Below are 23929 nucleotides of genomic sequence, written 5' to 3' on the forward strand. Positions count from 1 at the left end.
TCTTGTTCACATATTGTTAGGTTTGTTAGGTTGATCTGCTCTTTATCCGGGGCCAACTTTAGAGGTAAACTAAAGAAAAGTCAATTGGAATTATTGCGGGTATGAAGGGGTAAAACAGCCGTGGCACAGAAAATATCGATGCAGCAAATAGCCGACCGTCTAGGGGTTTCCAAATATACCGTTTCTCAAGCGCTCGCAGGTAAACCGGGCGTCAGTGAGGCGACCCGCAGGGAAGTGACAGCTCTGGCCAGCGCACTGGGCTATAAGGTGCGACCGGTACCTGCCGGGCAGGCAGACGAGGTACAAGGAGCAAGAATCGTACATATCGGTTTAGCTGAACAGCATGTGAAGGAACCGCATTTCTGGCAGCGAGTCAGAGAAGGGCTTGAGGCCGGCTGCCATATGCATGGCATGACGCCGAAGTTCTTTACATTCGGAATGGCGGAAAATGCGGCTGCACAAGATTGGCTGGCGCCTAAGCCTGAGTCGGAGTCCGGGCATGCAGCAGCAAGCACTGCAGCCGGGTTCATTATTGCCGGCAAATGCCCGCTGGACACGCTGCTCAAGTTGAAACGTCTCGGGCTTCCCATGGTGCTGGTTGATCATGAAGAGCCGTTGATCGGTGCGGATGCGGTGCTAAATGCGAATACGGATGCGGGCCGGATGGCCTGCCATCATTTGTTGACGCAGGGCTGCAACTCTCTTGTCTTTGTCGGTCGTGACAGCTTTGCCGTTAGTTTTCGCGAGCGGTGGTGGGGCTGCAAGCTGGCGTTGGATGAGTCGAAAGAAGGACGACGCGGTGCGCCGGGTAAACCGGCCGCGCAGCTGAAGAAATGGACCGTTCCCTATGGAAGCACGCAGTGGAATGCGTGGCAAAACGGTCTTGAGCGGCGATTAGATGCAATGTACAGCACCGCGATCGCAAAGGGAGAGGCTGATCAGCATGAAGAACTGCCGGATGGGTACATTTGCGCGAACGACGACATTGCCTTATGCCTGCTCCAGCTGCTCGAGCAGAAAGGCATCATGAAGAAAGTGAGAGTCGTCGGCATAGATAATACGGCTCCGGGGATGGAGGCGGTTGTTCCGCTGACTACGGTAGATTTGGCGAAGGAATGGCTGGGCATTCGAGCCGTGGAGCAGTTTGCGCGCAAGCTTGCGCAGTCCGAGGCGCAGCCGGAGAAAATCATCCTTTCCGCCAAATTGGTTGTGCGAAATTCAGGCTGACGCATTTATTCTGGGCTGGACAAATCTCGTATCCGCACAAGCCCGCATAAGATAGCGCAGAAGCCGTTTCAGGCGGAGAGGAGCCTCCCCACATGCAAATGGAGCAACATGCCCGTAGAATATCGATGCTGCTTGCGCTTGTGCTGTTCGTGCTGCTGGTTGTGTTATTGTTTATCGCGTTCCTATAAGCTTCACTGCCGGGCTTTACCGTGTAAACCTTTGGTTGCCATACCGAAGGTTTTTTTGCATTTTCTTAACTGTCTGGCGCCTCTTCCAAATTCGGCATAATGGACGACAATTTAACACATACTCCAGAAAGACGAACCCAAGGAGGCAACCATCATCGCAACGAAAAGCGCAGGACAAGGCAAATACCAAAAAATGTCTATGTCACCTAAAGAATATCAGGCCTACGCCAAGAAACGCGAGCCGGCAAGATCCGTACTGGCAAATTGCGTTCGGGCCTTCTTAGTCGGTGGCTTCATATGTGTACTTGGACAAGCCATAACGGAAGTGTTCATATATGGGCTCCATATGTCCAAAGAAGATGCGGGCAATCCGACGGTAGCTGTACTAATTTTAATTTCTGTCATTCTGACTTGTCTTGGTGTATACGACAAGATTGCGCAGTGGGCAGGAGCGGGCACCGCAGTCCCCGTTACAGGCTTCGCGAACTCGATGTGTTCAGCGGCGCTTGAGCACCGAAGTGAAGGCCTCGTGCTCGGTGTAGGCGCGAATATGTTCAAGCTGGCTGGCTCTGTCATCGTATTTGGCGTCGTTGCTGCATTTCTAGTCGGTATCGTCTACTTAGTGTTCGGAATCGAGGGGACTTTCCATGCTACGCGGTAAACAAACATGGTGGTTTGATCAGCGTCCGGTCATTATCGGCGCCGCGACCGTCGTCGGTCCGGATGAAGGCGAAGGACCGCTGGCAGCAGATTTCGATCTTGTCCATCCGGAGCTCGATATGCAGCAGAAGAGCTGGGAGAAGGCGGAGCGACTCCTGCTTGAGCAAGCATCGGAGATGGCGCTGAAATATGCCAAAGTCAACAAGCAGCAGCTGCAGTTCTATGTCGGCGGCGATCTGATGAACCAAATTATTAGCAACAGCTTCGCGGCCAGAACAATCGGTGCCCCTTATCTCGGTGTATTCGGCGCTTGCTCAACGTCAATGGAATCGCTTGCCATTGCATCGCTAATCGTCAATTCCGGCTCTGGCGAATATGTGCTTGCAGGTACTTGCAGCCATAACTGCACAGCGGAGAAACAATTCCGCTATCCAACGGAATATGGCTCCCAGAAACCGCCGACGGCACAATACACCGTAACCGGAGCAGGTGCGGTCGTCGTTGCCCCAGCAGGCGACGGTCCTATTGTGGAATGTGCAACAATCGGTCGGATTGTAGATCTGGGTATTACGGACCCGTTTAATATGGGAGCGGCGATGGCCCCGGCTGCTGTCGACACCTTGAAGTCGCATTTTAACGATACAGGCAGGCAGCCGAAAGACTATGATTTGATCGTGACAGGGGATTTGGCTACAGTCGGGCATGGCATCGCGAAAGACCTGCTGAAGCGGGATGGCGTACCGATGGAAGATACGGTTTTCGGCGATTGCGGCTTAATGATCTACGATGTGCAAAACCAGAAGGTGCAAGCCGGGGGAAGCGGCTGCGGCTGTTCGGCAACGGTTACTTATGGTCATCTGTTAAAGCGGCTGAAGCAAGGGGAGCTGAAACGAATTCTCGTCTGCGCGACAGGCGCACTGCTCTCGCCGCTGTCGTTCCAACAAGGCGAATCGATCCCATGTATTGCCCACGCCGTAGCGCTCGAAAGTCCAATGCACAACTAATAGGGAAGGAAAGGAGCAGAGTTTACATGATCTATTTATGGGCTTTTATCGTGGGCGGGGGCATTTGCGTCATCGGCCAGCTTATGTTTGATATTGCGAAGCTGACACCTGCGCATACGATGGCAACACTCGTTGTTGCAGGTGCCGTAGTGGACGGGGTCGGCTTGTATGAACCACTCGTCAAATTTGCCGGCGCAGGAGCAACGGTACCAATAACGAGCTTCGGCAACGCGCTTGTGCACGGCGCTGTAACGGAGTATCAGAAGGATGGCTGGATCGGGATCATTACCGGTATATTCAGCATCACGAGCGCGGGGATTTCCGCCGCGATTATTTTCTCCTTTTTGGCAGCGCTGGCGGTTCGGCCTAAGGGGTAGCAGTAGACATTCAACTAGCTGAGGATAAGCGGAAAATATAGACAGTTCTACCGAATTGGAGCGTCCCTGTGGGATTCTCCAATTTTTTTTGGCGGATATGTTGCTATACGAGTAGTTGTATTTTTTGTAAAATAATAGAATCACTACTCTCATATCCAACTACCATCATCCGGGAGGAATTGTCATGGACAATCGTACAGCAGAGTATCGCTTATGTAAGGAAATTCGCCGTAATTTGGGCAGTTGTATATTGGGTAAAGAAGTCGAAATCGAGAGACTGCTTACAGCGCTGCTTGCCGGCGGCCATGTACTCATCGAGGATGTGCCGGGAACGGGCAAAACACAGCTTGTCAAAGCACTTTCCCGCACAATAGGCGGCCAATTCCGACGCATTCAATGTAACCCCGATCTACTCCCAACTGATATAACCGGCGTTGCAATCTATCATCCGAAGAATGAAACCTTTATGTTCCGGCCCGGTCCGGTCATGACGAATTTGTTGTTGGTCGATGAGATCAACCGCGCGACCACGAAGACACAATCGGCACTATTGGAAGCGATGGAAGAACATCATGTTACGGTGGATGGCGAGTCGCACGAATTACCGGTACCGTTCACGATGATTGCCACGCAGAATCCCATCGAATTCGATGGCACGTATACGCTCCCAGAGGCACAGCTTGACCGATTTATGATGAAACTTTCACTCGGCTATCCAGATGCCGCGACAGAGAGGCAAATGATTATATCTCCTAATGCTTCCTCTCCGGCAGATAAGCTGGAGTCGGTAGTAGATGTCGAGCAAATCGCCGTTATGATGGAAGCCGTTAAACGAGTGCATCTTGACGAAGCGGTTGCCGATTATATCGTGCGAATTGTACGTGCAACGCGCAATCACAGCGGCGTACAGCTTGGCGCGAGTCCGCGTGCTGCTATTTCCCTGACGGCAGCAGCCAGAGCAAACGCTTATCTGCAAGAACGCGATTATGTCATACCTGATGATGTGAAGCTGCTTGCTTCCTCGGTGCTAGCTCATCGGATGATTATGCATACGGAAGCCAGAATGAACGGTCTGAAGCCTGAGGACGTGATTCAATCCGTCATCCGTGACACGAATGTCCCTGTCCGAATGGAGCGCTGACGCTGATGCTTACGGCTAAAGCGACAATGTTTAGATGGCGTTTTATCGGCCTTGTATATGTGATCTCGCTCTTATTTTTACTTTTTCAAGGCGGCAAGACGTCTTTCATGTTGTTCTGTATCTTTAATGTGCTGCTGATTTATTTGGTCTTTGGCAGGTGGAGCGGTATTGCATCGGTAACCGGAGTTCGGAGGCTGAGCAACGGTGCGAACTCGATTAGTGAGCAGTCATTGTCTGCCGGGACACGGCTTGAAGTAAGTCTGACCATGCAAATTCCGGGCGTCTGGCCCATCCCGTACGTACTCGTTCGCGACCGTTTGAAGAGTATAAGCGGGACCGTGATTCCGATTGAAGCTTCCTTCGTGCCGAACTATCGCAGAAACGGTGTGGTTCAATACGTAACACCGCCGCTGGAACGCGGTGTCTACCGGTTTGATTCAACAGAATGCTCAACGCGGGACATATTCGGTTTATTCGAGCACAAGGGATCTTTCGAATCGTCCGAGCCGTTCACCGTGTATCCGCGGATCGCAGTGATTCGGCAGTGGAAGCAGATGAAACGAGGTTCGAAGGGGCCGTACTCGACCTCTGCATCACGTCTATCAGCGAAAGAAACGACACAGATCAACGGTGTCCGCGAATATATTTATGGCGATCGTCTGTCTAGGATTCATTGGAATGCTACGGCAAAGACAGGGCAGTGGAAGTCAAAGGAATTCGAGCGCGAATCCCTTCCGCGAACCGTCGTCATGCTGGATCGGTATGCCGGTTCATATGAGAACAAGGACCAATTCGAGCTGGCGGTTTCGGCTGCTGCCTCGCTTTTGGAATTCGGGTTTCGGCGAGCGACTGCCGTCGGGTTGATTTCGGCCGGCAAGAAGAGTGAAGGCTTCACGCCCAAAGCGGCTGCTGAACAACGCGAGCTGATGATGAACCATCTGGTCCGTGTGCAAGCGGATGGAGAACAGCCCCTATATCGCGCCATCCGGCAGTCCGGAACGCTTGCAGCAGCGGGTTCCTTTGTTGTTATTGTCAGTCCGCAAGTAGGCGAAGAAACCGTTCGTGCGATGGAATGGCTAAACCGTACCGGCGTCGTCCCTGTCCTCATCCATTTGCAGTCTAAGTCTACTCTAGGGAAGAGTATCGCCGTCAGTGAAAGCCGCAGCAACGAATGGATGAAACTGCTGCGTAAGAACGGCTTCGCGGTGCATGCAATCAGTTCGCTGCAAGAACTGCCAGACGCGCTTGAAGGAGGTCAGCTGTCATGAGAACCTTCAACCGTGTGGCAATCAAATGGTTTTCCGCAGATGTTTATCGTAAACTATCGGCTATATTTTCCGCACTTATTGTTTATCAGTGGATTCGATGCTTGGGTGATTACTGGTGGCCGGAGACCTATACAATCGTCAATGGAGTCTTATTCGCCGCTGTTGCGGCTAATCTGCTCATCCCTTCCAAGCTGCTTTCCGGAACGGTACAGCTGATATCGCTGGTTGGACTTAATGCAGCTTATTCGGGGTACGTTTGGGTGGCATTCGAAGGTGATAAACGATCCGTTACGCAGTGGGTGGATTGGTTCCGGCTTCAATACGACCAACTGACTCCTTTCATATGGATAAGCCTTGGCGCATGGGCGGTTTTCCATGCCATTGTCCTGCTGCGCCATAAACGAGCCTATATGATGATCGCCGTGGGACTTGCGATTCTATCGCTGGCTGCAGCAGATTCCTTGTTTACACCGATCCATCTGTGGGACGAGATAGCCTGGCTGGTTTTCATCGGTCTTGGTTGGCTGGTTGCAAGCCACTTCTCAAGATTCAAGGAACGCCATCCTGAGAATTGGGCGCAGCTTCTGGAATATCCGCTAAGCTTGTTTCTGCCGATGCTGCTTATTATTACGCTTGTTATGGGTGCAGGTCTGTTTGTGCCGGCTGTGAAGCCAATCTTGACGGATCCTTATACGGCGTGGAAAGAAGCGCGCGGGGAATCCATTCCTAATTTGGTGGGAGACAAAGCGATTATCGTTCCCGCCAGCAAGAACAATGCGGATGGGAAATCCGGCTACAGCCGGGACGACAATGAGCTCGGTAACGGATTTGAATTCGATTATACGCCTATCATGACCGTCACGACGACCAAACGCAGCTATTGGCGCGGTGAAACCAAATCGCTCTATAGCGGTAAGGGCTGGTCGGAGGCTCCGCTGGAGAAGAAAGAGAAGGCACTCGGCTCTATCGTAAGTAAGCAAATACTGAAATCCAACGGTATTGCGGATACAACGAAGACAGAGGTTGTCGATCAGACGATTACGATGCTGAAGAAGGATAAGTACCCGGTCTTATTCGGTGCTGGACCGATCTCGTCCGTGCTTGCGGTCAATGGGAAGAATACGTCGCTGCCTAAGCTGAATTGGATGTCCGATGCTTGGGAGCTGCGACTGCCCAAATCCAGCACGACCAGCTACCCGGAGAGCTACATCATCCAATCAAGCATTCCGATTCTGGATGTGGCCGCGATGGAAACCGGAGCACCTGCGACACTGAGTACCGACATCGATCCTATGTATCTGCAGCTGCCGGATACTTTACCGGTTCGCGTGAAGCAGCTTGCTCAGAATATTACGTCTACGGGAGCAACGCCTTACGATAAAGTGAATTTGTTGGTTTCCTATTTGCAGGCGACCTATTCGTATACCAATACACCTGACTTGTCGAAGCGTGTGAGCGATGATTTTGTGGATTCCTTCCTATTTGAAGTGCGCGAGGGATACTGCGATTACTTCTCCACATCGCTCGCCGTCATGTCGCGTACACTAGGTATTCCTGCCAGATGGGTGAAAGGGTATTCGCCCGGCTCTAAACCGGTTGATCCGGAAATGCAGCGTCTCCAAGGAATGACAGGCATAGAAACGGAAGAGAGCGATGCAGGCACGTACACCGTGCGAAACGCAGATGCGCATTCCTGGGTTGAAATTTATTTCAACGGCTATGGCTGGCTGCCTTTCGAAGCGACTTCCGGATTCGCATTTCCTTATGCGGTGCCGAAGGATAAAGCAGAGCCTGAGCTCGCACCTGTTCCGGTTCCGGAACTGGACGACGTCACGCAGCCTGCTGAGGATAGCGGCTTTAAGGTGAAAGCTTGGATGTTCTGGACTGCAGCTTCTGTTCTTGCGCTGGCGCTCGCAGTGCTGGGCTTCCGTCCCTTGCTGGCGCAGCTCAAGAGATATCGCGGTGGCTCCGCCACGATCAATGAGCGAATTGTAAGAGAAACTAACCGTCTGATTAAGCATTGCCGCAAGAAGGGGCTTGATTATAACGAATATGAGACGGTCCGAGAAACGATGGTACGCTGGTCGGGTAGGCTCTCTTCGCTGCAAACGCAGTTCCGTGAGGTGCAAGTGGCGTTCGAGCAAGCGATGTACAGCAATAAGACGATGACGCGGGAAGAAGCAGATCGTTTATCGCTGACGATGAAACAAATTCGGGAGCATTTGGGATAGTCAAGCTTTCAAGCCGCTTAAAGGTGTGTTTTACGCATCTTTAGCGGCTTTTTTGCAACAAATTCACTAATTATGGTATAGTTTGCGTGATAGCGATAAGCAGGGGAGTCGAAACTATGTTTGAACGGCTGTTGCCGCACATGCGCGTCAATACCATTTATGATATCAATATGCATACCTTGAAAGAGCAAGGAATGAGAGGCATCATTACAGACCTCGATAACACACTCGTCGGAGCAAGAGAACCGCTGGCTACGCCGGAGCTTGTCAAATGGCTCGACGATGTGCGCGATAATCTTGGCTTCAAGGTTGTCATCGTATCCAACAATAATCAGACACGGGTCGGGAAGTTCGCGGAGCCGCTGAATATTCCATTCGTACATGCTGCCCGAAAGCCGGCCGGAAGGGCGTTTACTCGCGCGCTTAACGAGCTGGGTTTGTCCGCGGAGCAAACGGTCGTAATTGGTGATCAAATGATGACAGATGTGCTTGGCGGAAGAAGGATGGGATTGTTTACAATTCTCGTCCGTCCAATCGCACCACATGATGAAGGAATCATGACCCGTTTCAATCGGTTTCTGGAACGCATTGCCCTGTCCCGTCTGCGGAAGAAAGGGCTATGGCCCGAGGAGGAACATAAGAAATCATGACTACTTACCATCAAGAAGACAAGAATGCTTGCGCCGGCTGCGGCGTGAAGCTGCAAACCGAATCATCGGACAAGCTGGGTTACATCCCGCAAGCGGCGCTTGCTAAGGATCCGGCCATCTGCCAAAGATGCTTCCGGATCAAGAACTATAATGAAGCAGCGTCAATCGCTGTGGATCAAGACGACTTTCTGCGACTGCTAAGCGGTATTGCGAATACGCAAAGCCTGGTCGTACATATTGTCGACTTGTTTGATTTCGAAGGCAGCCTGATCTCCGGCTTGCAGCGGTTCGTCGGCAACAATCCCGTTTTGCTCGTGGTGAACAAGATTGACTTACTGCCGAAGAGCATTAACCCGAACCGGATACTCAACTGGGTGCAGAAACAAACGAAAGCGCAGGGCTTGAAGGTTGTCGATGTGGTGCTTTGCTCCGCGAAGCGCAATATCGGCTTTGAGCGCGTTATCGAAGCGATCGGAACGCACCGAGGTAAGCGCGATGTGTATGTTGTCGGGGCCACTAACGTTGGGAAATCAACGCTGATTAACCGACTGATTCGCGATTACAGCGACCTGGATCGCGAGCTGACAACATCTCGCTACCCGGGAACAACGCTTGATGCGGTTCATATCCCGCTTGATGACGGGAATGAAATCATTGATACCCCGGGAATCGTTTATTCGCACCGGATGACAGAGATCGTACCGCGCGAGGTGCTTGGCGCCTTGCTGCCGGATAAACCGATCAAGCAGCTGGTCTATCAGCTGAATGCGGGGCAAACGCTGTTTGTCGGCGCACTGGCGAGGTTTGATTTTATAGAAGGGGATCGTCAATCGTTCTCCCTCTATGTCTCGAATGCGCTTCAGGTGCACCGGACGAAACTCGAGCGCGCAGACGAGCTGTACGAAACGCATAAAGGCGAAATGCTTGCACCTCCTTCCAAGGAGCAGCTAGAGGAAATGCCGGCATGGACGCGTCATCGTTTGACGATTAAACGCGGCACGGATACGGATGTGTTTATCTCCGGTTTGGGCTGGATCCATATCAACGGCAGCAGCGGCGCGCTGGTTGATGTATTCGCACCGAAGGGGATTCGAGTGCTGCAGCGCGATGCGTTGATCTAATCGAATAGTGTAACTGCCGATTCATCTTGCATGGGGAGAGTGAACAGAAGGATGGGCAACGCAGTGGACAGCCATACCGTGCTCTACAGTGTAATCGGGGATCCGATCCGGCATTCGAAATCGCCGATTATGATGAACCGCGCATTCCGAGAGACCGGCATCAATGGCATTTACACCGCTTTTCATATTACAGGTGACCGACTTGGAGATTTCGTGGCAGGTGTACGAGCGATGGGGATTCGCGGCGTGAACGTGACGATTCCGCATAAGCTCGATATTATGCCTCTGCTGGATGAAATCGATGAGAGCGCGCAGGCGATCGGTGCTGTGAACACGATTGTGAACACAGACGGTCATTTGACAGGCTACAACACCGACGGACTTGGTTATGTGCGGTCGCTTAAAGAAGAGGCGAAGTCTGATCTTGCAGGTGCTAATGTGCTGATTATCGGTGCAGGCGGCGCGACTAGAGGCATTCTGTACGCACTGGCCCGTGAAGGCGTCGGCTCGATTACGATATCCAACCGTACGGTAGCTCGTGCCGAAGAGCTTGCAGATGCATTCCGACCACTGGTTCCTTCGATTCGTGCCATTGGACAGGATGAATTGCAGGAAGCTTGCGGCTTGAATGATATCATTATTAATACAACCTCGCTTGGTATGTATCCGAATGTGGAGGCCACACCGATCGACAGTACATGGCTGAAACCGGATACGGTGGCGAGCGATCTTATTTATAACCCGCTGACGACGAGATTTCTCGCGGAGGCGCAAGAACGAGGCTGCCGCATTCACGGCGGGCTTGGCATGTTTATCTATCAAGGCGCCTATGCCTTTGAATATTGGACGGGCCGTCCGGCTCCGGTTGCCGCTATGCGGGAGACGGTGCTGGAGGCGCTGCTCGCCAAATAGGGAAGTTCAGTTTTTATTTTGACGAGAGAAGGAATCACATATGTTAACAGGTAAACAAAAACGTCATTTGCGCTCGCTGGCGCATCATTTAACGCCGATTTTTCAAGTAGGTAAAGGCGGCACCAACGATCATCTCGTTCGCCATATCGAAGAAGCGATCGAAGTTCGTGAATTGATCAAAGTCTCCGTGCTGAACAACTGTATGGATGACCCCAAGGAAGTAGGCCAATGGATCGCAGAAGAATCCGGCTCCGAGCTCGTTCAAGTCATCGGCAAAACGATCGTATTGTACAAAGAATCGAAAGATAACAAAACAATCGAGCTTCCTTAAAGGCAGGTTCGGCTAAGGCGAGAGGAGTCATGTCGTTGATTAAAGTGGGATTTATGGGCGGAACGTTCGACCCCATTCATTATGGCCATTTGCTGGCTGCCGAATCGGCACGCGAAGCTTGCGGACTGGACGAGGTTTGGTTTATTCCTGCCGGTCATCCGCCGCTGAAAGAAAACGGGCCTCTTGCTGACGGCCAGACACGGCTGGAGATGGTGTACCGTGCAATCGATTTTCAACCTCATTTCCGCGGGATGGATGTTGAACTGGAGCGTGAAGGCACCAGTTACACGATCGATACGGTAAAATCACTCATGGACTTGTATCCGGACAGGGAGTTCAGCATCATCATCGGTTCGGACCGCGTCAATGACCTGCCGCAGTGGCATCAAATCGAGGAATTGGCAAAGCTGGTTCGTTTTATCGGTGTACGCAGAGCCGGCGAAGAGCTGAAGGTTGATGCTCTTCCCGTTTATCTGCAGGAAAGACTGTCGATGATTGAGATGCCGCAGATTGGTATCTCATCCACGGATATCCGGAATCGTCGTGCACAGGGCCGGTCGATTCGTTTCCTCGTTCCGGAGAAGGTATATTCGTTCATCAGAAGGAACGAACTCTATGAATCGTGATGAGATGATTGCCAGGGTAAAGGCCGAGATGCCGGAGCGGAGATGGACCCACACGGTCGGCGTAATGGAGACATCCGTTATTCTTGCGGAGCGGTTCGGTGCCGATCCTGTCAAAGCGGAGCAGGCAGCTATTCTGCATGATGTCGCCAAATATTGGGCCACCTCCCGCATGGAAGTGATCATTCGGGAAGAAGAGCTCCCCGCTGATCTATTACTGTTTGATAAAGAGCTGTGGCATGCGCCTGTTGGCGCGTTCGTCGCTGAGCGCGATTATGGTGTCAAAGACCTTGAAATTCTTGATGCGATTCGTTACCATACCTCCGGTCGCGAGAAGATGACCCTGATGGACAAGGTCGTTTGTCTGGCCGATTATATGGAGCCGGGCCGCGATTTTCCCGCAGTTCAATCCATTCGGGAGTTAGCGGAGCATAGTGTGGAACGCGCTTTGGTCGCGGGGTTTGATTCAACGATTTCTTATTTGCTGCAGCAGGGAAAACGGATTTATCCGCTTACAGTCGCAGCGCGCAATGATTTACTACTAACGATACGGGAGGCGGGGCTATGACGGTTCATTCCGACGAGCTGCTCAAGCTTGTAGTTAAGGCAGCCGATGATAAAAAAGCGCAAAATGTAATCGCGCTTGACTTGAAAAACATCTCGCTTGTAGCGGACTATTTTGTCATCTGCCACGGGAATTCGGATGTGCAGGTGCAGGCCATTACAACAGAAATTCGCAAACAAGCAGAGTCGCGCGGCGTACGTGTTCGCGGGATTGAAGGCGCGGATACCGGAAGATGGGTGCTGGTAGACATCGGTGATGTTGTAGTCCATGTATTCCACCGCGAAGAGCGCGAATATTACAATATCGAACGTCTATGGTCCGACGCGAAGGTCGTGGAATTCGCATGAGTTTAATTGCCGGTACTACGATGAAGCTTAAGTTGGCACGCGAAGTTTCGCCTTATGGTTATTTCATGACCGATGGCGAATCGGAAGTGCTGCTCCACTATACCGAGCTTGTCGGACACCGTCCGCAAATCGGACAATTCTATGATGTATTTCTGTTCTTCGATTCGGAGGATCGGATCGCCGCAACGATGAAGACGCCTCTCATTCAGCTCGGTACTGTGGCGAGACTCGCGGTAGCGGATATTCATCCGCGAATCGGAGCCTTTCTCGAGATGGGCCTTGGCCGTCAGCTTCTGCTGCCGCTCTCTGAGCAGCCGGAATTGAAAGAGCTTCGCCCGAAACGCGGCGATGAGGTTCATGTTATTCTTGCCCATGACAAAATAGGCCGTCTTGTCGCTAAAGTGGCCTTCGAGGAAGAACTCTCGGAGCTGGCATTCCATGCGCCGCAAGCTTGGCATAACACTTGGGTCGAGGGCTGGGTAACGAAGACGCTGAAGATCGGCTCGTTTGTGATGATCGATGGCGGCGTAATCGGATTTGGCGCTTATGGCTTTATCCCTGCCGATGAGCGGACGCGGTTGCTGCGACTCGGTGAGCGTGTGAAAGCGCGGGTTACTTTCGTACGTGAGGACGGACGTGTCAATCTGTCCATGAATCAGCGTAAGGAAGTAGGACGTGTAGAAGATTCGGAGCGTATTCTGACCTTCTTGAAGGAGCGTCCGAACGGCGCTATGCCATATTCGGATGAAACGCAAGCCGAAATCATCAAGGAGAAATTCAGCATCAGCAAAGGCGCGTTCAAGCGGGCTATCGGTAAGCTGATGCGCGAAGGACTCGTCGTCCAAGAAGGAAGCTGGACGAAGCTGACCGAGCAAGCGAAGGCGGCGGCGACTGCCACGACGCAGGCAACTTCTGCGGCAGACGCGGGGGAATAGAGATGGAAGCTTATCGGCATTTCGCCTCCGTATATGACAGACTGATGGAAGAGATGCCGTATCCGCAGTGGCTGAAGTTCGCAGAGGATTGCTGGAAGCGATACGGAACGCCTAAGACTGTCGTTGATCTGGGATGCGGAACAGGCAGCATTGCGATTCCGCTGGCACGAAGCGGTTATCAGGTCTACGCGATTGATCTTTCCTCCGATATGCTGACCATTGGGCAAAGCAAGTGGGGGGATGAACCTTCACGCAGCGGCGGCTCGATTACTTGGCTTCAGCAGGATATGACCGAGTGGGAGATCGGCGAAGAGGTCGATGCCGTTATCTCTTTCTGCGATTGCATCAACTATCTGACGGAGGAAGAAGAGGTCCAAGCCGCTTTTCAGGCAACCTATCAAGGCTTGAAGTCAGGCGGTCTGTTCCTTTTTGATGTCCATGCGCCGAAGACGTTAGCTAGGTATGCGGATGAGCAGCCTTTTGTACTCGATGATCCGGATGTGGCTTACATTTGGACCTGCGAGCTGGATGAAGAGCGAGTTGAGATCGAGCACCGGCTGACGATATTTGCGCAGGAGAGCGGTCCGCGAGACAGTTATTCTCGCATTGAGGAGACGCACGTACAACGGGCGTATGACGCGGAGTGGATTCGGGAATCACTGCTAATGGCAGGATTCAGTCATGTGGAGCAATTTGCGGATTTCACGATGGATGAGGCTAATTCGGAATCAGAACGGCTGTTTTTTGCGGCAATCAAGTGAAAATGACAGATTCCGGGCGTTCTATGCCTTGACATGACAGGATTCGCTTCTTTATAATCGAACTATCTATTTAGGTGTTGAAGAGGAGCAGTAGCTTTAGCAGCGTTTGGATCAGAGAGCCGGCGGTAGGTGCAAGCCGGACCAACGTGAAGTGAACTCGCCTTGGAGCCGCGCGTGAACACGATTTCAGTGGTAAACGTGCCGTTTCGCCTGCGTTAAGGGCAAAGAGTGAGCAGCGACAAAGCATGTCGTTTGCTAACTAGGGTGGTACCACGGGAGAATAATCTCTCGTCCCTAGCGTTGTCGCTAGGGACGGGAGTTTTTTTGTTTTCTAATAAGGACTGGTTTGGCATGGAAGAGAGAATAGGGAGGCAATTCGTTATGACACAGGAACGCCAGGATCAACAGGGATATAACCCGTTAGTCATTGAGCCGAAATGGCAGAAGCATTGGGATGAGAACAAGTCGTTCAAGACGACCGAGGATGCAGGGAAACCGAAATTCTACGCACTTGATATGTTCCCTTATCCATCCGGAGCGGGACTTCATGTCGGCCATCCGGAAGGTTACACCGCAACAGATATCGTCTCGCGTTATAAGAGAATGCGCGGCTATAACGTGCTTCATCCGATGGGCTGGGATGCATTCGGTTTGCCTGCTGAGCAGCATGCGCTGGATACCGGTGAACACCCGCGTGAGATTACGGTCAAGAACATCAACAATTTCCGCCGTCAAATTAAATCGCTAGGTTTCTCCTACGATTGGGACCGCGAATTCAGCACAACAGATCCGGACTACTACAAGTGGACGCAGTGGATCTTTATTCAGCTGTTCAATAAAGGCTTGGCTTATGTAGCCGAAGTGCCGGTTAACTGGTGTCCGGCGCTTGGTACGGTTCTTGCCAATGAGGAAGTCATCAACGGCTTGAGCGAGCGCGGCAACCATCCGGTTATTCGTAAGCCGATGCGCCAATGGGTGCTGCGCATTACGGAATACGCAGAGCGTTTGCTTGAAGATTTGGAAGAGCTGGATTGGACCGAGAGTATTAAAGACATGCAGCGCAACTGGATCGGTAAATCCAAAGGCGCGGAAGTTACGTTCGCCATCGACGGACATGATGCATCCCTTGTTGTATTTACGACTCGTCCGGATACGCTCTTCGGAGCTTCGTACTGCGTACTTGCGCCGGAGCACGAGCTGGTAGATGTGATTACAACTTCCGCGCAGCAAGCAGCTGTAAAGGATTATCAAGAAACAGCCGCACGCAAGAGCGACCTTGAGCGTACGGATCTGAATAAAGACAAGAGCGGCGTATTCACCGGTGCTTATGCAGTCAATCCGGTTAACGGTGCGCTTGTTCCGATTTGGATTGCCGATTACGTCCTTGCCGGTTATGGCACAGGCGCAATTATGGCCGTTCCGGGACATGATCAACGCGACTGGGAATTTGCAAAGCAGTTCGATTTGCCGATTGTAGAAGTCGTTCAAGGCGGCGATGTGCTGGCAGAAGCTTTCGCAGGCGACGGTCCGCATGTGAATTCCGGATTCTTGGACGGTCTGAGCAATGAAGCGGCGATTGCACGCGCTATCGAATGGCTGGAAGCGGAAGGCAAAGGCCAAGGCAAAGTGACTTACCGTCTTCGCGATTGGCTGTTCAGCCGTCAGCGCTACTGGGGCGAGCCGATTCCGATTCTCCATTTGGAAGACGGCAAAATGAAGCCGGTGCCGGATGATCAATTGCCGCTGCTGCTTCCTGACGTGGATCAAATCAAACCATCGGGTACAGGCGAATCTCCGCTTGCGAATGTAACGGAGTGGGTCGAAACGATCGATCCGGAAACCGGTTTGCGCGCGCGTCGCGAAACGAACACGATGCCGCAATGGGCCGGCAGCTGCTGGTACTACCTGCGTTTCATTGATCCGCATAACGATAAAGAATTGTGCTCCAAAGAGAAACAAGCCGAGTGGCTTCCGGTTGATCTGTATATCGGCGGCGCTGAGCATGCCGTGCTTCACTTGCTGTATGCACGCTTCTGGCATAAAGTGCTCTACGATATCGGCGTAGTGGATACGAAAGAACCGTTCCATAAGCTGGTTAATCAAGGCATGATCTTGGGTACCAACAATGAGAAAATGAGTAAATCACGCGGTAACGTTATCAATCCGGACGATATCGTGAACGTATACGGCGCTGACACACTTCGTATGTACGAAATGTTCATGGGGCCGCTTGAAGCGACTAAGCCTTGGAACACAAACGGCGTTGAAGGCATGTACCGCTTCTTGGCTCGCGTATGGCGCTTGTTCGTTACGGACAGCGGAGAGCTTGCTGAGAAAATCGGCGGCAGCGGCGATGTGTCCGAAGCGTTCAAACGCACATGGCACCGTACCGTGAAGAAGATTACCGATGATTACGAGAACCTTCGTTTCAATACGGCGATCAGCCAGTTGATGATTTTCGTCAACGATGCTTACAAAGCGGAATCCTTGCCACGCGAAGCAATGGAGAGCTTTGTTCAAATGCTTTCGCCGCTTGCGCCGCACATTGCGGAAGAGCTGTGGTCGAAGCTGGGTCGTACGGATGCCTTAACTTATGCGGCATGGCCGACTTTCGATGAATCGTTGACCGTTGACCAAGAAGTTGAAATCGTCGTACAAGTGAACGGCAAAATCGTTGAGCGGATTTCAATTGCTGCAGATACGGACGAAGCAGAGATGGAGCGAATCGCGAAGGAGTCCGAGAAAGTAGCGGAAGCAATCGCAGGGAAAACCGTTCGCAAGCTGATCGTCGTTAAAGGCAAGCTGGTTAATATCGTAGTAGGCTAAACAAAGCGTGGGTTCTACCGCATCCACAAATAATAAAGAAAGAGGTGAGCGACCTCTTAACGCAAAGCATGCGTTAAGGGCCGTTCACCTCTTTGCCGTATAAGGACACTTTTACACGTTCTAAATCTTCGTTGTATTTGGCATGTGTGGCTCGAATGAGCCGATTGAACACGCCGTCCAGCTCATTATTTAGCAGCGCCAGCGCTTGTGCAGTAATACCGCCGGGCACTGCAACACGTCGTTGCAGTTCCTCAGGTGACATGCCGCCCGCCGTTAAGAGCTGGCCTGTGCCTAAGAGCATTTCGCTGGCAACGATACGCGCCTCATCACGCGGAATGTTCGTTTCCTCTGCGGCCGCATCGATGAAACGCTGGAGGAGGTAAGACATGATGGCCGGACCGCAGCTGGATAAATCCGAGACGATTCGCGTATGCTGCTCTTTGATTGGCATCGGCTCGCTGATATAGGAGAGCAGATGGTTCAAGCGATTCTTATCGGCTTCGGTCATCCGGTCGCCGAACATACACAAGGATACGCCGCTGCACATATAGTTTGTGATGCTCGGAATGACTTTGGCTACTTTACAAGGAAGCGATTCCTCCAGCTGCTCGATCATAACCGGACTTGTGATCGAGATGACAATCTGCTGCGGCTGGATGACATCGCGGATTTGGTCGATGACGTTTTTGAACTCCATCGGTTTAATACATAGAAAGATCAGATCCTGATCGATGACGGCATCGCGGTTCGAAGGGACAGCCTGAAGACCGGGATGGCGGTCAGCTAAGCAGATTGCTTTTGCTAAAGTACGGTTGCTGGCTGTTATTTGCGACGGCTTCAGAGCTCCCGATCCGATAAACGTATCGATGAGCAAGCTGCCCATGCTTCCAATCCCGATAAATCCGACATTCATCGCAATCCCTCCTATGCGCTATAAGGCGATCAGCGCAGCTTTAACACAGTAATGGGTAAGTGGAGCGGTAAAGTATTTATGGTGCTCTTACTACGTTATGCCGGGCAGCAAGGACATCATGACCAGCAATAACGATAAAAATGACAAAGTTTTCTAAATTGGGGAGGAGTATAGGTATGCTGCAAAAAGGAACAGACCGAATAGATCGGCAAAAGCTATTGATTTATGCCATGTTTCTCGCCGCGATCCTATTGGCTGTCATTGCTATCGTACATCCGAAGGCTGCGGAGCCGCCAGGCTGGGTTTCGGTGAATGAGGAGGTAGACAGGGCATTAAAGCCGCTTGAGCAGCGAATAGCCGACAAACAATTGGGCGGCGGTGCGGAACCGACACCTGATGTGGCAGCGGTACAGTCAAACGATGCTTTGGTTAGAGAGACTGCACCGGAAGCTGCTGGTACAAAGCCAGTTGCTGCGGGTAATGAGAAAGAGGTGCGTTCAGATGATGCGACTGGTGGGAAGATCGACATCAACCACGCCACGGCTGAGGAGCTGGATGCGATTCCCGGTATTGGTGCCTCCAAAGCCAAAGCGATTATTGAGGATCGGGAGAAAAACGGTTTCTATAACAGCTTAGAGGATTTGCTTCGCGTGAAAGGCATAGGTCCGAAGCTGCTTGAGAAAATGAAATCTTCCATTGTTCTCCATCCCTGATTATGCGACAATAAGAGAAATATCGGGCTGCAACGGCTATAATCACACCTGAAGTAAATAGAATGGATTCCTCTTATTAATGATCATACGTTCCCAAGCCCGTACTTGTGACGCCGGATTGAATGAGAGGTATAGATTGCAGAAGAACATGGATGCGCAAGGAGGAAGGGCTGCAGAGATGACAGAAGAGGTTCAAGACAGCGCCAGAAAAGACTGGGACACTTATTTTATGGATATTGCGTACATGGTTTCTACTCGTTCGCGTTGCCCGCGCCGACATGTCGGTACTGTTCTGGTACAGGGGAAGAAGCTGCTTGGGACGGCTTATAACGGCGCGCCTATGGGCGTGGCAGACTGCTCTGAGGATGGCTGCATGATCGTCGAGGAGCTCGAGATGAAGCAAGTCGGCGATGTGGAGCAAATGGTTAAGAAGCAGCGATGTATCCGTACGATTCATGCGGAACAAAATTTGCTTCTGTTTACAGACCGGATTGACCGTGAGCGTTCAACCGTGTATGTGACGGATCAGCCTTGCTGGACCTGCGCGAATATGCTTGCTAACAGCGGTGTGCGCGAGATTGTATATCATCGTGCATATGCCAAAGACAGCGATAAAGTAGCATCGCTTATGAGCTTAAAGGGGATCGTTTTCCGTAATCTTGCTGCTTATGAGCCGCCGGCTCAAGCAGGTATGAATGTTATTGGATAATCATCAGCACATGTGGGGAAGAACCTCCGACCGTGCCTAAGGAAGAGCGCTGTATGATCCTTAATGGATCATCTCAGACGGCTTTCGTAGGTATGGACGGAGGTTTTTTTGTATGGTTTGAACGAAAGGAGATGGGCGGATGGGGGCGCGAAGACCGCTCATCTGGTTTACGGTGTGTTGGGTGCTCGGAGCATGTGCCGCTGCGGGGTTGATGGACAGCGGCGTTTTTTTGACCGGTTCAGCTTTGTTTGCCGCCTTGCTCGCGTTGGGACTGCTGAAACGTGCTTCATGGCCGCTCGTTGCTGCATGCTTGGCCGCCTTCATGGCTGCGGCCGGAGAGCGAATGTGGGTGGATGCGCGTAATGTCACAGCTCTTCCGGAGCTTCAGGCGACTGCGTATGAAGCTGTTCCTGCCGGTTCAGCCGTGTTCGGGGCGAAGATCAGCGGCATTATTATTTCACCGATTGAGCTTGACGGTGATCAGGTTCGGTTCCGCGTTGCTGTAGATGAGGTTAAGTTGGATGGGGAAAACAGTTCGACACTGTTGGGAGGCGAGCGAGTACAGGTGCAAGTGCGGCTTGCAGCAGAGACCGAACTCGCTGATGCAGCTTGTTGGAAGCGTGGAATGGAGGTGTCGGCTGTTGGTGGGCTGTCCGCGCCTATGGCTGCCACGAATTTCGGCGGCTTCGATTATCGCCGCTATTTGAACAACCAGCACATCCATTGGCAGTTCAGTGTGGATGGCGCTATGTCGGTGCAGGTAAGCGCAGGTTCGCGTTTGTCTCCTGCCGCGCTGCTCCGCTATGTCGATGAAGTGCGCGCCTCGCTTGGAGCGCAAATGGACAAGCTGTATCCGGACCTCCAGTCCGGGTACATGAAAGGCCTCGTCCTCGGCATAAGCGACGATCTCGATCCCGCCGTGTACCGCCGGTTTGCGCAGCTGGGGCTTACGCACATCCTGGCCATTTCAGGCCTGCACGTCGCCGTATTCCTCTACATGCTCGGCGGCCTGCTGCGCTTAACGCGAATGACGCGGGAGCGCATGCTGCTGCTGCTCATGGCGGCGGTGCCGCTGTATGTGCTCCTCGCAGGAGCTTCGCCGTCGGTCGTGCGCTCCGGCATTATGGCCGTGCTCGGCCTGGCCGCCGCGCGCCTCCACAAGCTCGGCGACGGGCTGCATTTACTGGCCGCCGCCGCGCTGCTCATGCTCGCCTTCGACCCGTACATGCTCGGAAACGTCGGCTTTCAGCTGTCATTCCTCGTGACGGCGGGTCTCATTCTCGGCGTGCCGCCTGTGCGCGGCTGCTTGCCTGCCGGGAAGCGCTGGTGGGCGCGCTCCCTGCTCGATTTGCTCACGGTCACTGTGGTCGCACAGCTCGTCTCGCTGCCGGTTACTATTTATTATTTCAACGCCGTACACCTGCTCTCGATCGGCGCGAACCTGGTGCTCGTACCGTTCATCAGCTTTATCGTCATGCCGCTGGGCGGTGCTTCGATCTTGCTCGGTGCTTTATGGCATCCGGCTGGTGCATTGCTGTCACAAGTAGCCGTATTGGGTAATGAATTGACGTTTGCTTTTGTTACACAGCTGAGTAGTTGGAACAGCTTCCGATTGATTTGGGCAACACCGCCGCTGTGGTGGGTAGTGAGTTACTATGGATGGCTCTGGATTAGTTTTGTTTTGCTTGGAAGGATGAAGCGTCATCGACAGCGCGCTTCGGAAGAAACCTCGACTTCCGGTTTTAGCTTGGATTCGTCTTTAAATTTGGATTCGATCTCTCCTTTATACTCACATTCCTTATCAGGCATGGACCTCACACAGCCAATCCTTGGTCCTAGTCATACGGAGTCACCGGTCATTTCCTTCATAGACATGTCGCCATCAGAATCGCCGCGAGCTCGCAGACGCAGCATCTTTCTTCTGTCTCTCTCCGTTATCAGTCTAGGGCTGCTTTTATTATGGGCTTACTACCCAGACATTAGGGACCGAAATGCGTATGTCGATTTTATCGATGTGGGTCAAGGGGATGCGGTTCTGATTCGCAGTTCAGGCGGGAAGCGAATTTTAATCGATGGCGGAGGGGCTGTTCAGTTCGGACGTAAGGAGGCGTGGCGGGAGCGTAGAGATCCCTATGAAGTAGGCCGCAAGCTTCTCGTGCCGCTGCTGCAGAAGCGTGGCGTACACCAGCTTGATCTGCTCGTTCTATCGCACCTTGACAGCGACCATATCAAGGGTCTGCAGGCCGTACTTAGTGATATCAAGGTAAGGGCGATTTTATGGAATGGGACGCTGAAAGATTCGGAGGATTCGATCAAGCTGCTGCGCATGGCGGTTGATAAAGGTATTCCTCTCTATAAAAGTACCGCAGGTTTGAACTGGCAACTCGATTCCAATACGACAATTCAGGTGCTCGGTTTAGCGCCTGGCGCTACCGATAAAATTACCGAAGAGGACGAGCAGAATGGCCAAAGCGTTGCTTTACTCTTCGAGTTGTATACCCGCAGGTTTCTGTTTACTGGTGATGCGGACGGAAAGGAAGAGAAGCTGCTGCTAGGGCAGCTTCAGACTTTACAGCCTCTAATGGTTTCACGGGTTTCAAGCTCACCAATCGACGTCATGAAAATCTCCCATCATGGCAGCAAAACCTCCACCTCCGTTCAATGGCTCAACTATTGGAGGCCTGGGTGGGCGGTCGTCTCCGTCGGACGAACCAATACATACGGTCATCCGGCACAGGATGTGATGGATCGATTAGTCGCGGCAACCATTCAAATACGCCGAACAGATTGGCACGGCGAGATTCAGTTCCGCATCAGCCCGGATCAAGCCATTACCCACAGAGAAAAAATCCCCGGTACCTAGCAGTCATCCTGCAAGGCACCGGGGAAACGCATTTATGTGTAATCTATTTAGTGAAGTGATTTAATTTTCTTCGCCAAATCCATGCGCTGCAGCTTCAACGTTCCAATCAGCTCGCGAATCGTGCTTTCCTCCGCGGGATCGCTGCTCTGCTTCATTTGTGCAAGCAGATCCATCATTTGATGGTTGATCGTATTGAATTTATGCCACAGCTCTTCTTTGGCACTTCGTACAGCCTCTTCGCGGTCCGATGCATTCTTCTGATGCATCGCTTCAAGCAGCTCTTCCTGCCACTGCTGATCGCCAAGCTGTTTGGCAAAGTTGTAGAGGTCCAAATAATCGTCAAACCAATTGCTGGTCTTAGTCATCGTGGAGGGCTCCTTTCGTGCGCTTGTCTACCTCATATTATACTTAGATTAAGAAGAAGATCAAATCTCCCTTGCTCTTTTTTGTTCGACTTTCAACGGTTTCGGTTTGACATCGTTCTTGGAGCGGTGGTAATCTGTGGCAAAGAACGGTTAGGGAAGGGGATCAAGACCATGGGAACGATTGTGTCCGTACATCCTTTTGACGGAGAACAAGTGAAGGCTATACAAGATGCTTGTCCAAGCTTGGATTATCGTAGTGTTAGCGGCTTTGACTCTGATGAGGCAAGAGCGGCTCTAATGAAGGCAGAAGTTATTTTGGGCTGGAACCGTGATGTGCTCAAAATCATTCATGCAGACGGCATACCGCTTAGGTGGCTGCAAAACTTAGGCGCAGGCGTTGACCATATCCCTCTGGATCGGCTGCAAGCTCTCGGCGTCACACTGACTCAAGCTTCCGGTGTTCATCCGAACGGGATCTCGGAATCGATCTTTGCCATGCTTCTATCCTTAACAAGAAACGTACATTTCGCGATTCGTAACCAGCAAACGCAAACGTGGAAACCATCGAAGAATATGGGTGAAGCGCATGGGAAGACCATTGCGATTCTCGGGACAGGCGCGATCGGGCTTGAAACGGCTAAGCTGGCCCAAGCGTTTAACATGAACGTGCTTGGCGTTCGCAAGTCGGGCGAGCCTGCCGAATGGGTAGACCATATGTACACCATGGAACAACTTAATGAAGTACTCGCACAGAGCGATTACATCGTGAATTGCTTGCCGCTGACTGCGCAAACGAGGCACGTCATAGGCAAGGAAGAGTTTGCGGTCATGAAGCGATCCGCGATTTACATTAATATTGGCCGAGGCGGCACAACGGATACAGCAGCCCTGGTTGATGCTCTGCAGTCGGAGCGGATCGGCGGAGCGGGACTCGATGTATTCGAGCAGGAGCCGCTGCCTCAAGATCATCCTTTGTGGACCATGGAGAATGTTATTCTAACCCCGCATGAAACAGGAAATACACCTTATTATATGGACCGGGCATTATCCATAGTGCTCGATAACTTAAAGCATTACAGCGCTCATGGAAAACCTTGCCGAAACGTGGTCGACTGGCAAGCGCAATACTGATTTTTGTTAGTAGTCCAAAAGCCGTACGCCTACTGGTAATTTCTAGTAGGGTGTACGGTTGTTCTATT

The 23929-nt window shown here is 52.0% G+C and carries 23 protein-coding genes and 1 other annotated feature; of the genes, 21 read left to right on the forward strand and 2 right to left on the reverse strand.

Annotation, left to right across the window (positions count from 1 at the left end; all coding sequences use genetic code 11):
- Window positions 1-120 precede the first annotated feature (120 nt).
- From AC50Y3_RS10115 to leuS, 17 genes are all read left to right on the forward strand, one after another.
- Window positions 121-1227 (forward strand): LacI family DNA-binding transcriptional regulator, encoded by a 1107-nt coding sequence (locus AC50Y3_RS10115; RefSeq protein ID WP_494818654.1) that lies wholly within the window; start codon window positions 121-123, stop codon window positions 1225-1227.
- 381 nt (window positions 1228-1608) lie between these two features.
- On the forward strand, window positions 1609-2076 hold the full coding sequence (gene spoVAC, locus AC50Y3_RS10120) for a stage V sporulation protein AC (RefSeq protein ID WP_494818655.1): 468 nt from the start codon (window positions 1609-1611) through the stop codon (window positions 2074-2076).
- The gene (spoVAD, locus tag AC50Y3_RS10125; RefSeq protein WP_494818656.1) at window positions 2063-3079 is read left to right on the forward strand and encodes a stage V sporulation protein AD; all 1017 of its coding nucleotides are present in this window, start codon (window positions 2063-2065) and stop codon (window positions 3077-3079) included. The genes spoVAC and spoVAD overlap by 14 nt, the downstream gene beginning before the upstream one ends.
- A gap of 26 nt (window positions 3080-3105) precedes the next feature.
- Entirely contained in the window at window positions 3106-3456 is a 351-nt protein-coding gene (spoVAE, locus tag AC50Y3_RS10130) for a stage V sporulation protein AE (RefSeq protein WP_494818657.1), read from the forward strand.
- 184 nt (window positions 3457-3640) lie between these two features.
- A complete protein-coding gene (locus AC50Y3_RS10135; RefSeq protein ID WP_494818658.1) occupies window positions 3641-4597 on the forward strand; it encodes an AAA family ATPase in 957 nt (318 codons plus the stop codon).
- A gap of 5 nt (window positions 4598-4602) precedes the next feature.
- Window positions 4603-5865, forward strand: a complete 1263-nt coding sequence (locus tag AC50Y3_RS10140) for a DUF58 domain-containing protein (RefSeq protein ID WP_494818659.1) — start codon at window positions 4603-4605, stop codon at window positions 5863-5865.
- Window positions 5862-8096, forward strand: coding sequence for a DUF4129 domain-containing transglutaminase family protein (locus AC50Y3_RS10145; RefSeq protein ID WP_494818660.1), 2235 nt, complete (start codon window positions 5862-5864; stop codon window positions 8094-8096). The genes AC50Y3_RS10140 and AC50Y3_RS10145 overlap by 4 nt, the downstream gene beginning before the upstream one ends.
- A gap of 95 nt (window positions 8097-8191) precedes the next feature.
- A complete protein-coding gene (locus AC50Y3_RS10150; protein WP_494819217.1) occupies window positions 8192-8746 on the forward strand; it encodes a YqeG family HAD IIIA-type phosphatase in 555 nt (184 codons plus the stop codon).
- The gene (yqeH, locus tag AC50Y3_RS10155) at window positions 8743-9867 is read left to right on the forward strand and encodes a ribosome biogenesis GTPase YqeH (protein WP_494818661.1); all 1125 of its coding nucleotides are present in this window, start codon (window positions 8743-8745) and stop codon (window positions 9865-9867) included. The genes AC50Y3_RS10150 and yqeH overlap by 4 nt, the downstream gene beginning before the upstream one ends.
- Before the next feature lie 51 nt (window positions 9868-9918).
- A complete protein-coding gene (gene aroE, locus AC50Y3_RS10160; RefSeq protein WP_494818662.1) occupies window positions 9919-10779 on the forward strand; it encodes a shikimate dehydrogenase in 861 nt (286 codons plus the stop codon).
- A 40-nt stretch (window positions 10780-10819) separates the two neighbouring features.
- A complete protein-coding gene (gene yhbY, locus AC50Y3_RS10165; RefSeq protein WP_091219793.1) occupies window positions 10820-11110 on the forward strand; it encodes a ribosome assembly RNA-binding protein YhbY in 291 nt (96 codons plus the stop codon).
- A gap of 29 nt (window positions 11111-11139) precedes the next feature.
- Entirely contained in the window at window positions 11140-11736 is a 597-nt protein-coding gene (nadD, locus tag AC50Y3_RS10170; RefSeq protein ID WP_494818663.1) for a nicotinate-nucleotide adenylyltransferase, read from the forward strand.
- Window positions 11726-12301 (forward strand): bis(5'-nucleosyl)-tetraphosphatase (symmetrical) YqeK, encoded by a 576-nt coding sequence (gene yqeK, locus AC50Y3_RS10175; protein WP_494818664.1) that lies wholly within the window; start codon window positions 11726-11728, stop codon window positions 12299-12301. Before nadD ends, yqeK begins: the two co-directional genes overlap by 11 nt.
- Complete coding sequence (gene rsfS / locus AC50Y3_RS10180; RefSeq protein ID WP_494818665.1) at window positions 12298-12645, forward strand: ribosome silencing factor; 348 nt, start codon at window positions 12298-12300, stop codon at window positions 12643-12645. Before yqeK ends, rsfS begins: the two co-directional genes overlap by 4 nt.
- Window positions 12642-13580, forward strand: a complete 939-nt coding sequence (locus AC50Y3_RS10185; protein ID WP_494818666.1) for a CvfB family protein — start codon at window positions 12642-12644, stop codon at window positions 13578-13580. Before rsfS ends, AC50Y3_RS10185 begins: the two co-directional genes overlap by 4 nt.
- A 2-nt stretch (window positions 13581-13582) precedes the next feature.
- Window positions 13583-14341, forward strand: coding sequence for a class I SAM-dependent DNA methyltransferase (locus tag AC50Y3_RS10190; RefSeq protein ID WP_494818667.1), 759 nt, complete (start codon window positions 13583-13585; stop codon window positions 14339-14341).
- A 68-nt stretch (window positions 14342-14409) separates the two neighbouring features.
- Window positions 14410-14640, forward strand: a binding site (T-box leader).
- Between the two features lie 82 nt (window positions 14641-14722).
- Complete coding sequence (leuS, locus tag AC50Y3_RS10195; protein ID WP_494818668.1) at window positions 14723-17167, forward strand: leucine--tRNA ligase; 2445 nt, start codon at window positions 14723-14725, stop codon at window positions 17165-17167.
- Window positions 17168-17240: 73 nt separating this feature from the next.
- On the opposite strand, the gene comER is transcribed toward leuS, so the two are convergent.
- Window positions 17241-18080 (reverse strand): late competence protein ComER, encoded by an 840-nt coding sequence (comER, locus tag AC50Y3_RS10200; protein ID WP_494818669.1) that lies wholly within the window; start codon window positions 18078-18080, stop codon window positions 17241-17243.
- A gap of 176 nt (window positions 18081-18256) precedes the next feature.
- Here comER and AC50Y3_RS10205 point away from each other — a divergent pair, with 176 nt between their 5' ends.
- The 3 genes from AC50Y3_RS10205 to AC50Y3_RS10215 all read left to right on the forward strand — a co-directional run bounded on the left by AC50Y3_RS10205 (window position 18257) and on the right by AC50Y3_RS10215 (window position 22365).
- On the forward strand, window positions 18257-18793 hold the full coding sequence (locus tag AC50Y3_RS10205) for a ComEA family DNA-binding protein (RefSeq protein ID WP_494818670.1): 537 nt from the start codon (window positions 18257-18259) through the stop codon (window positions 18791-18793).
- A 178-nt stretch (window positions 18794-18971) separates the two neighbouring features.
- A complete protein-coding gene (locus AC50Y3_RS10210; RefSeq protein WP_494818671.1) occupies window positions 18972-19502 on the forward strand; it encodes a deoxycytidylate deaminase in 531 nt (176 codons plus the stop codon).
- 139 nt (window positions 19503-19641) lie between these two features.
- Window positions 19642-22365 carry a ComEC/Rec2 family competence protein gene (locus AC50Y3_RS10215; RefSeq protein WP_494818672.1) on the forward strand — a complete coding sequence of 908 codons (2724 nt, stop codon included), beginning with the start codon at window positions 19642-19644 and terminating at the stop codon, window positions 22363-22365.
- Between the two features lie 47 nt (window positions 22366-22412).
- Here AC50Y3_RS10215 and AC50Y3_RS10220 read toward each other — a convergent pair whose 3' ends face one another.
- Entirely contained in the window at window positions 22413-22730 is a 318-nt protein-coding gene (locus AC50Y3_RS10220) for a hypothetical protein (RefSeq protein ID WP_494818673.1), read from the reverse strand.
- Between the two features lie 171 nt (window positions 22731-22901).
- Between AC50Y3_RS10220 and AC50Y3_RS10225 the strand changes: the two genes are divergently transcribed.
- Window positions 22902-23861, forward strand: coding sequence for a D-2-hydroxyacid dehydrogenase (locus tag AC50Y3_RS10225; protein ID WP_494818674.1), 960 nt, complete (start codon window positions 22902-22904; stop codon window positions 23859-23861).
- Window positions 23862-23929: the final 68 nt, after the last annotated feature.

The organism is Paenibacillus sp. J22R98, from assembly GCF_059383835.1.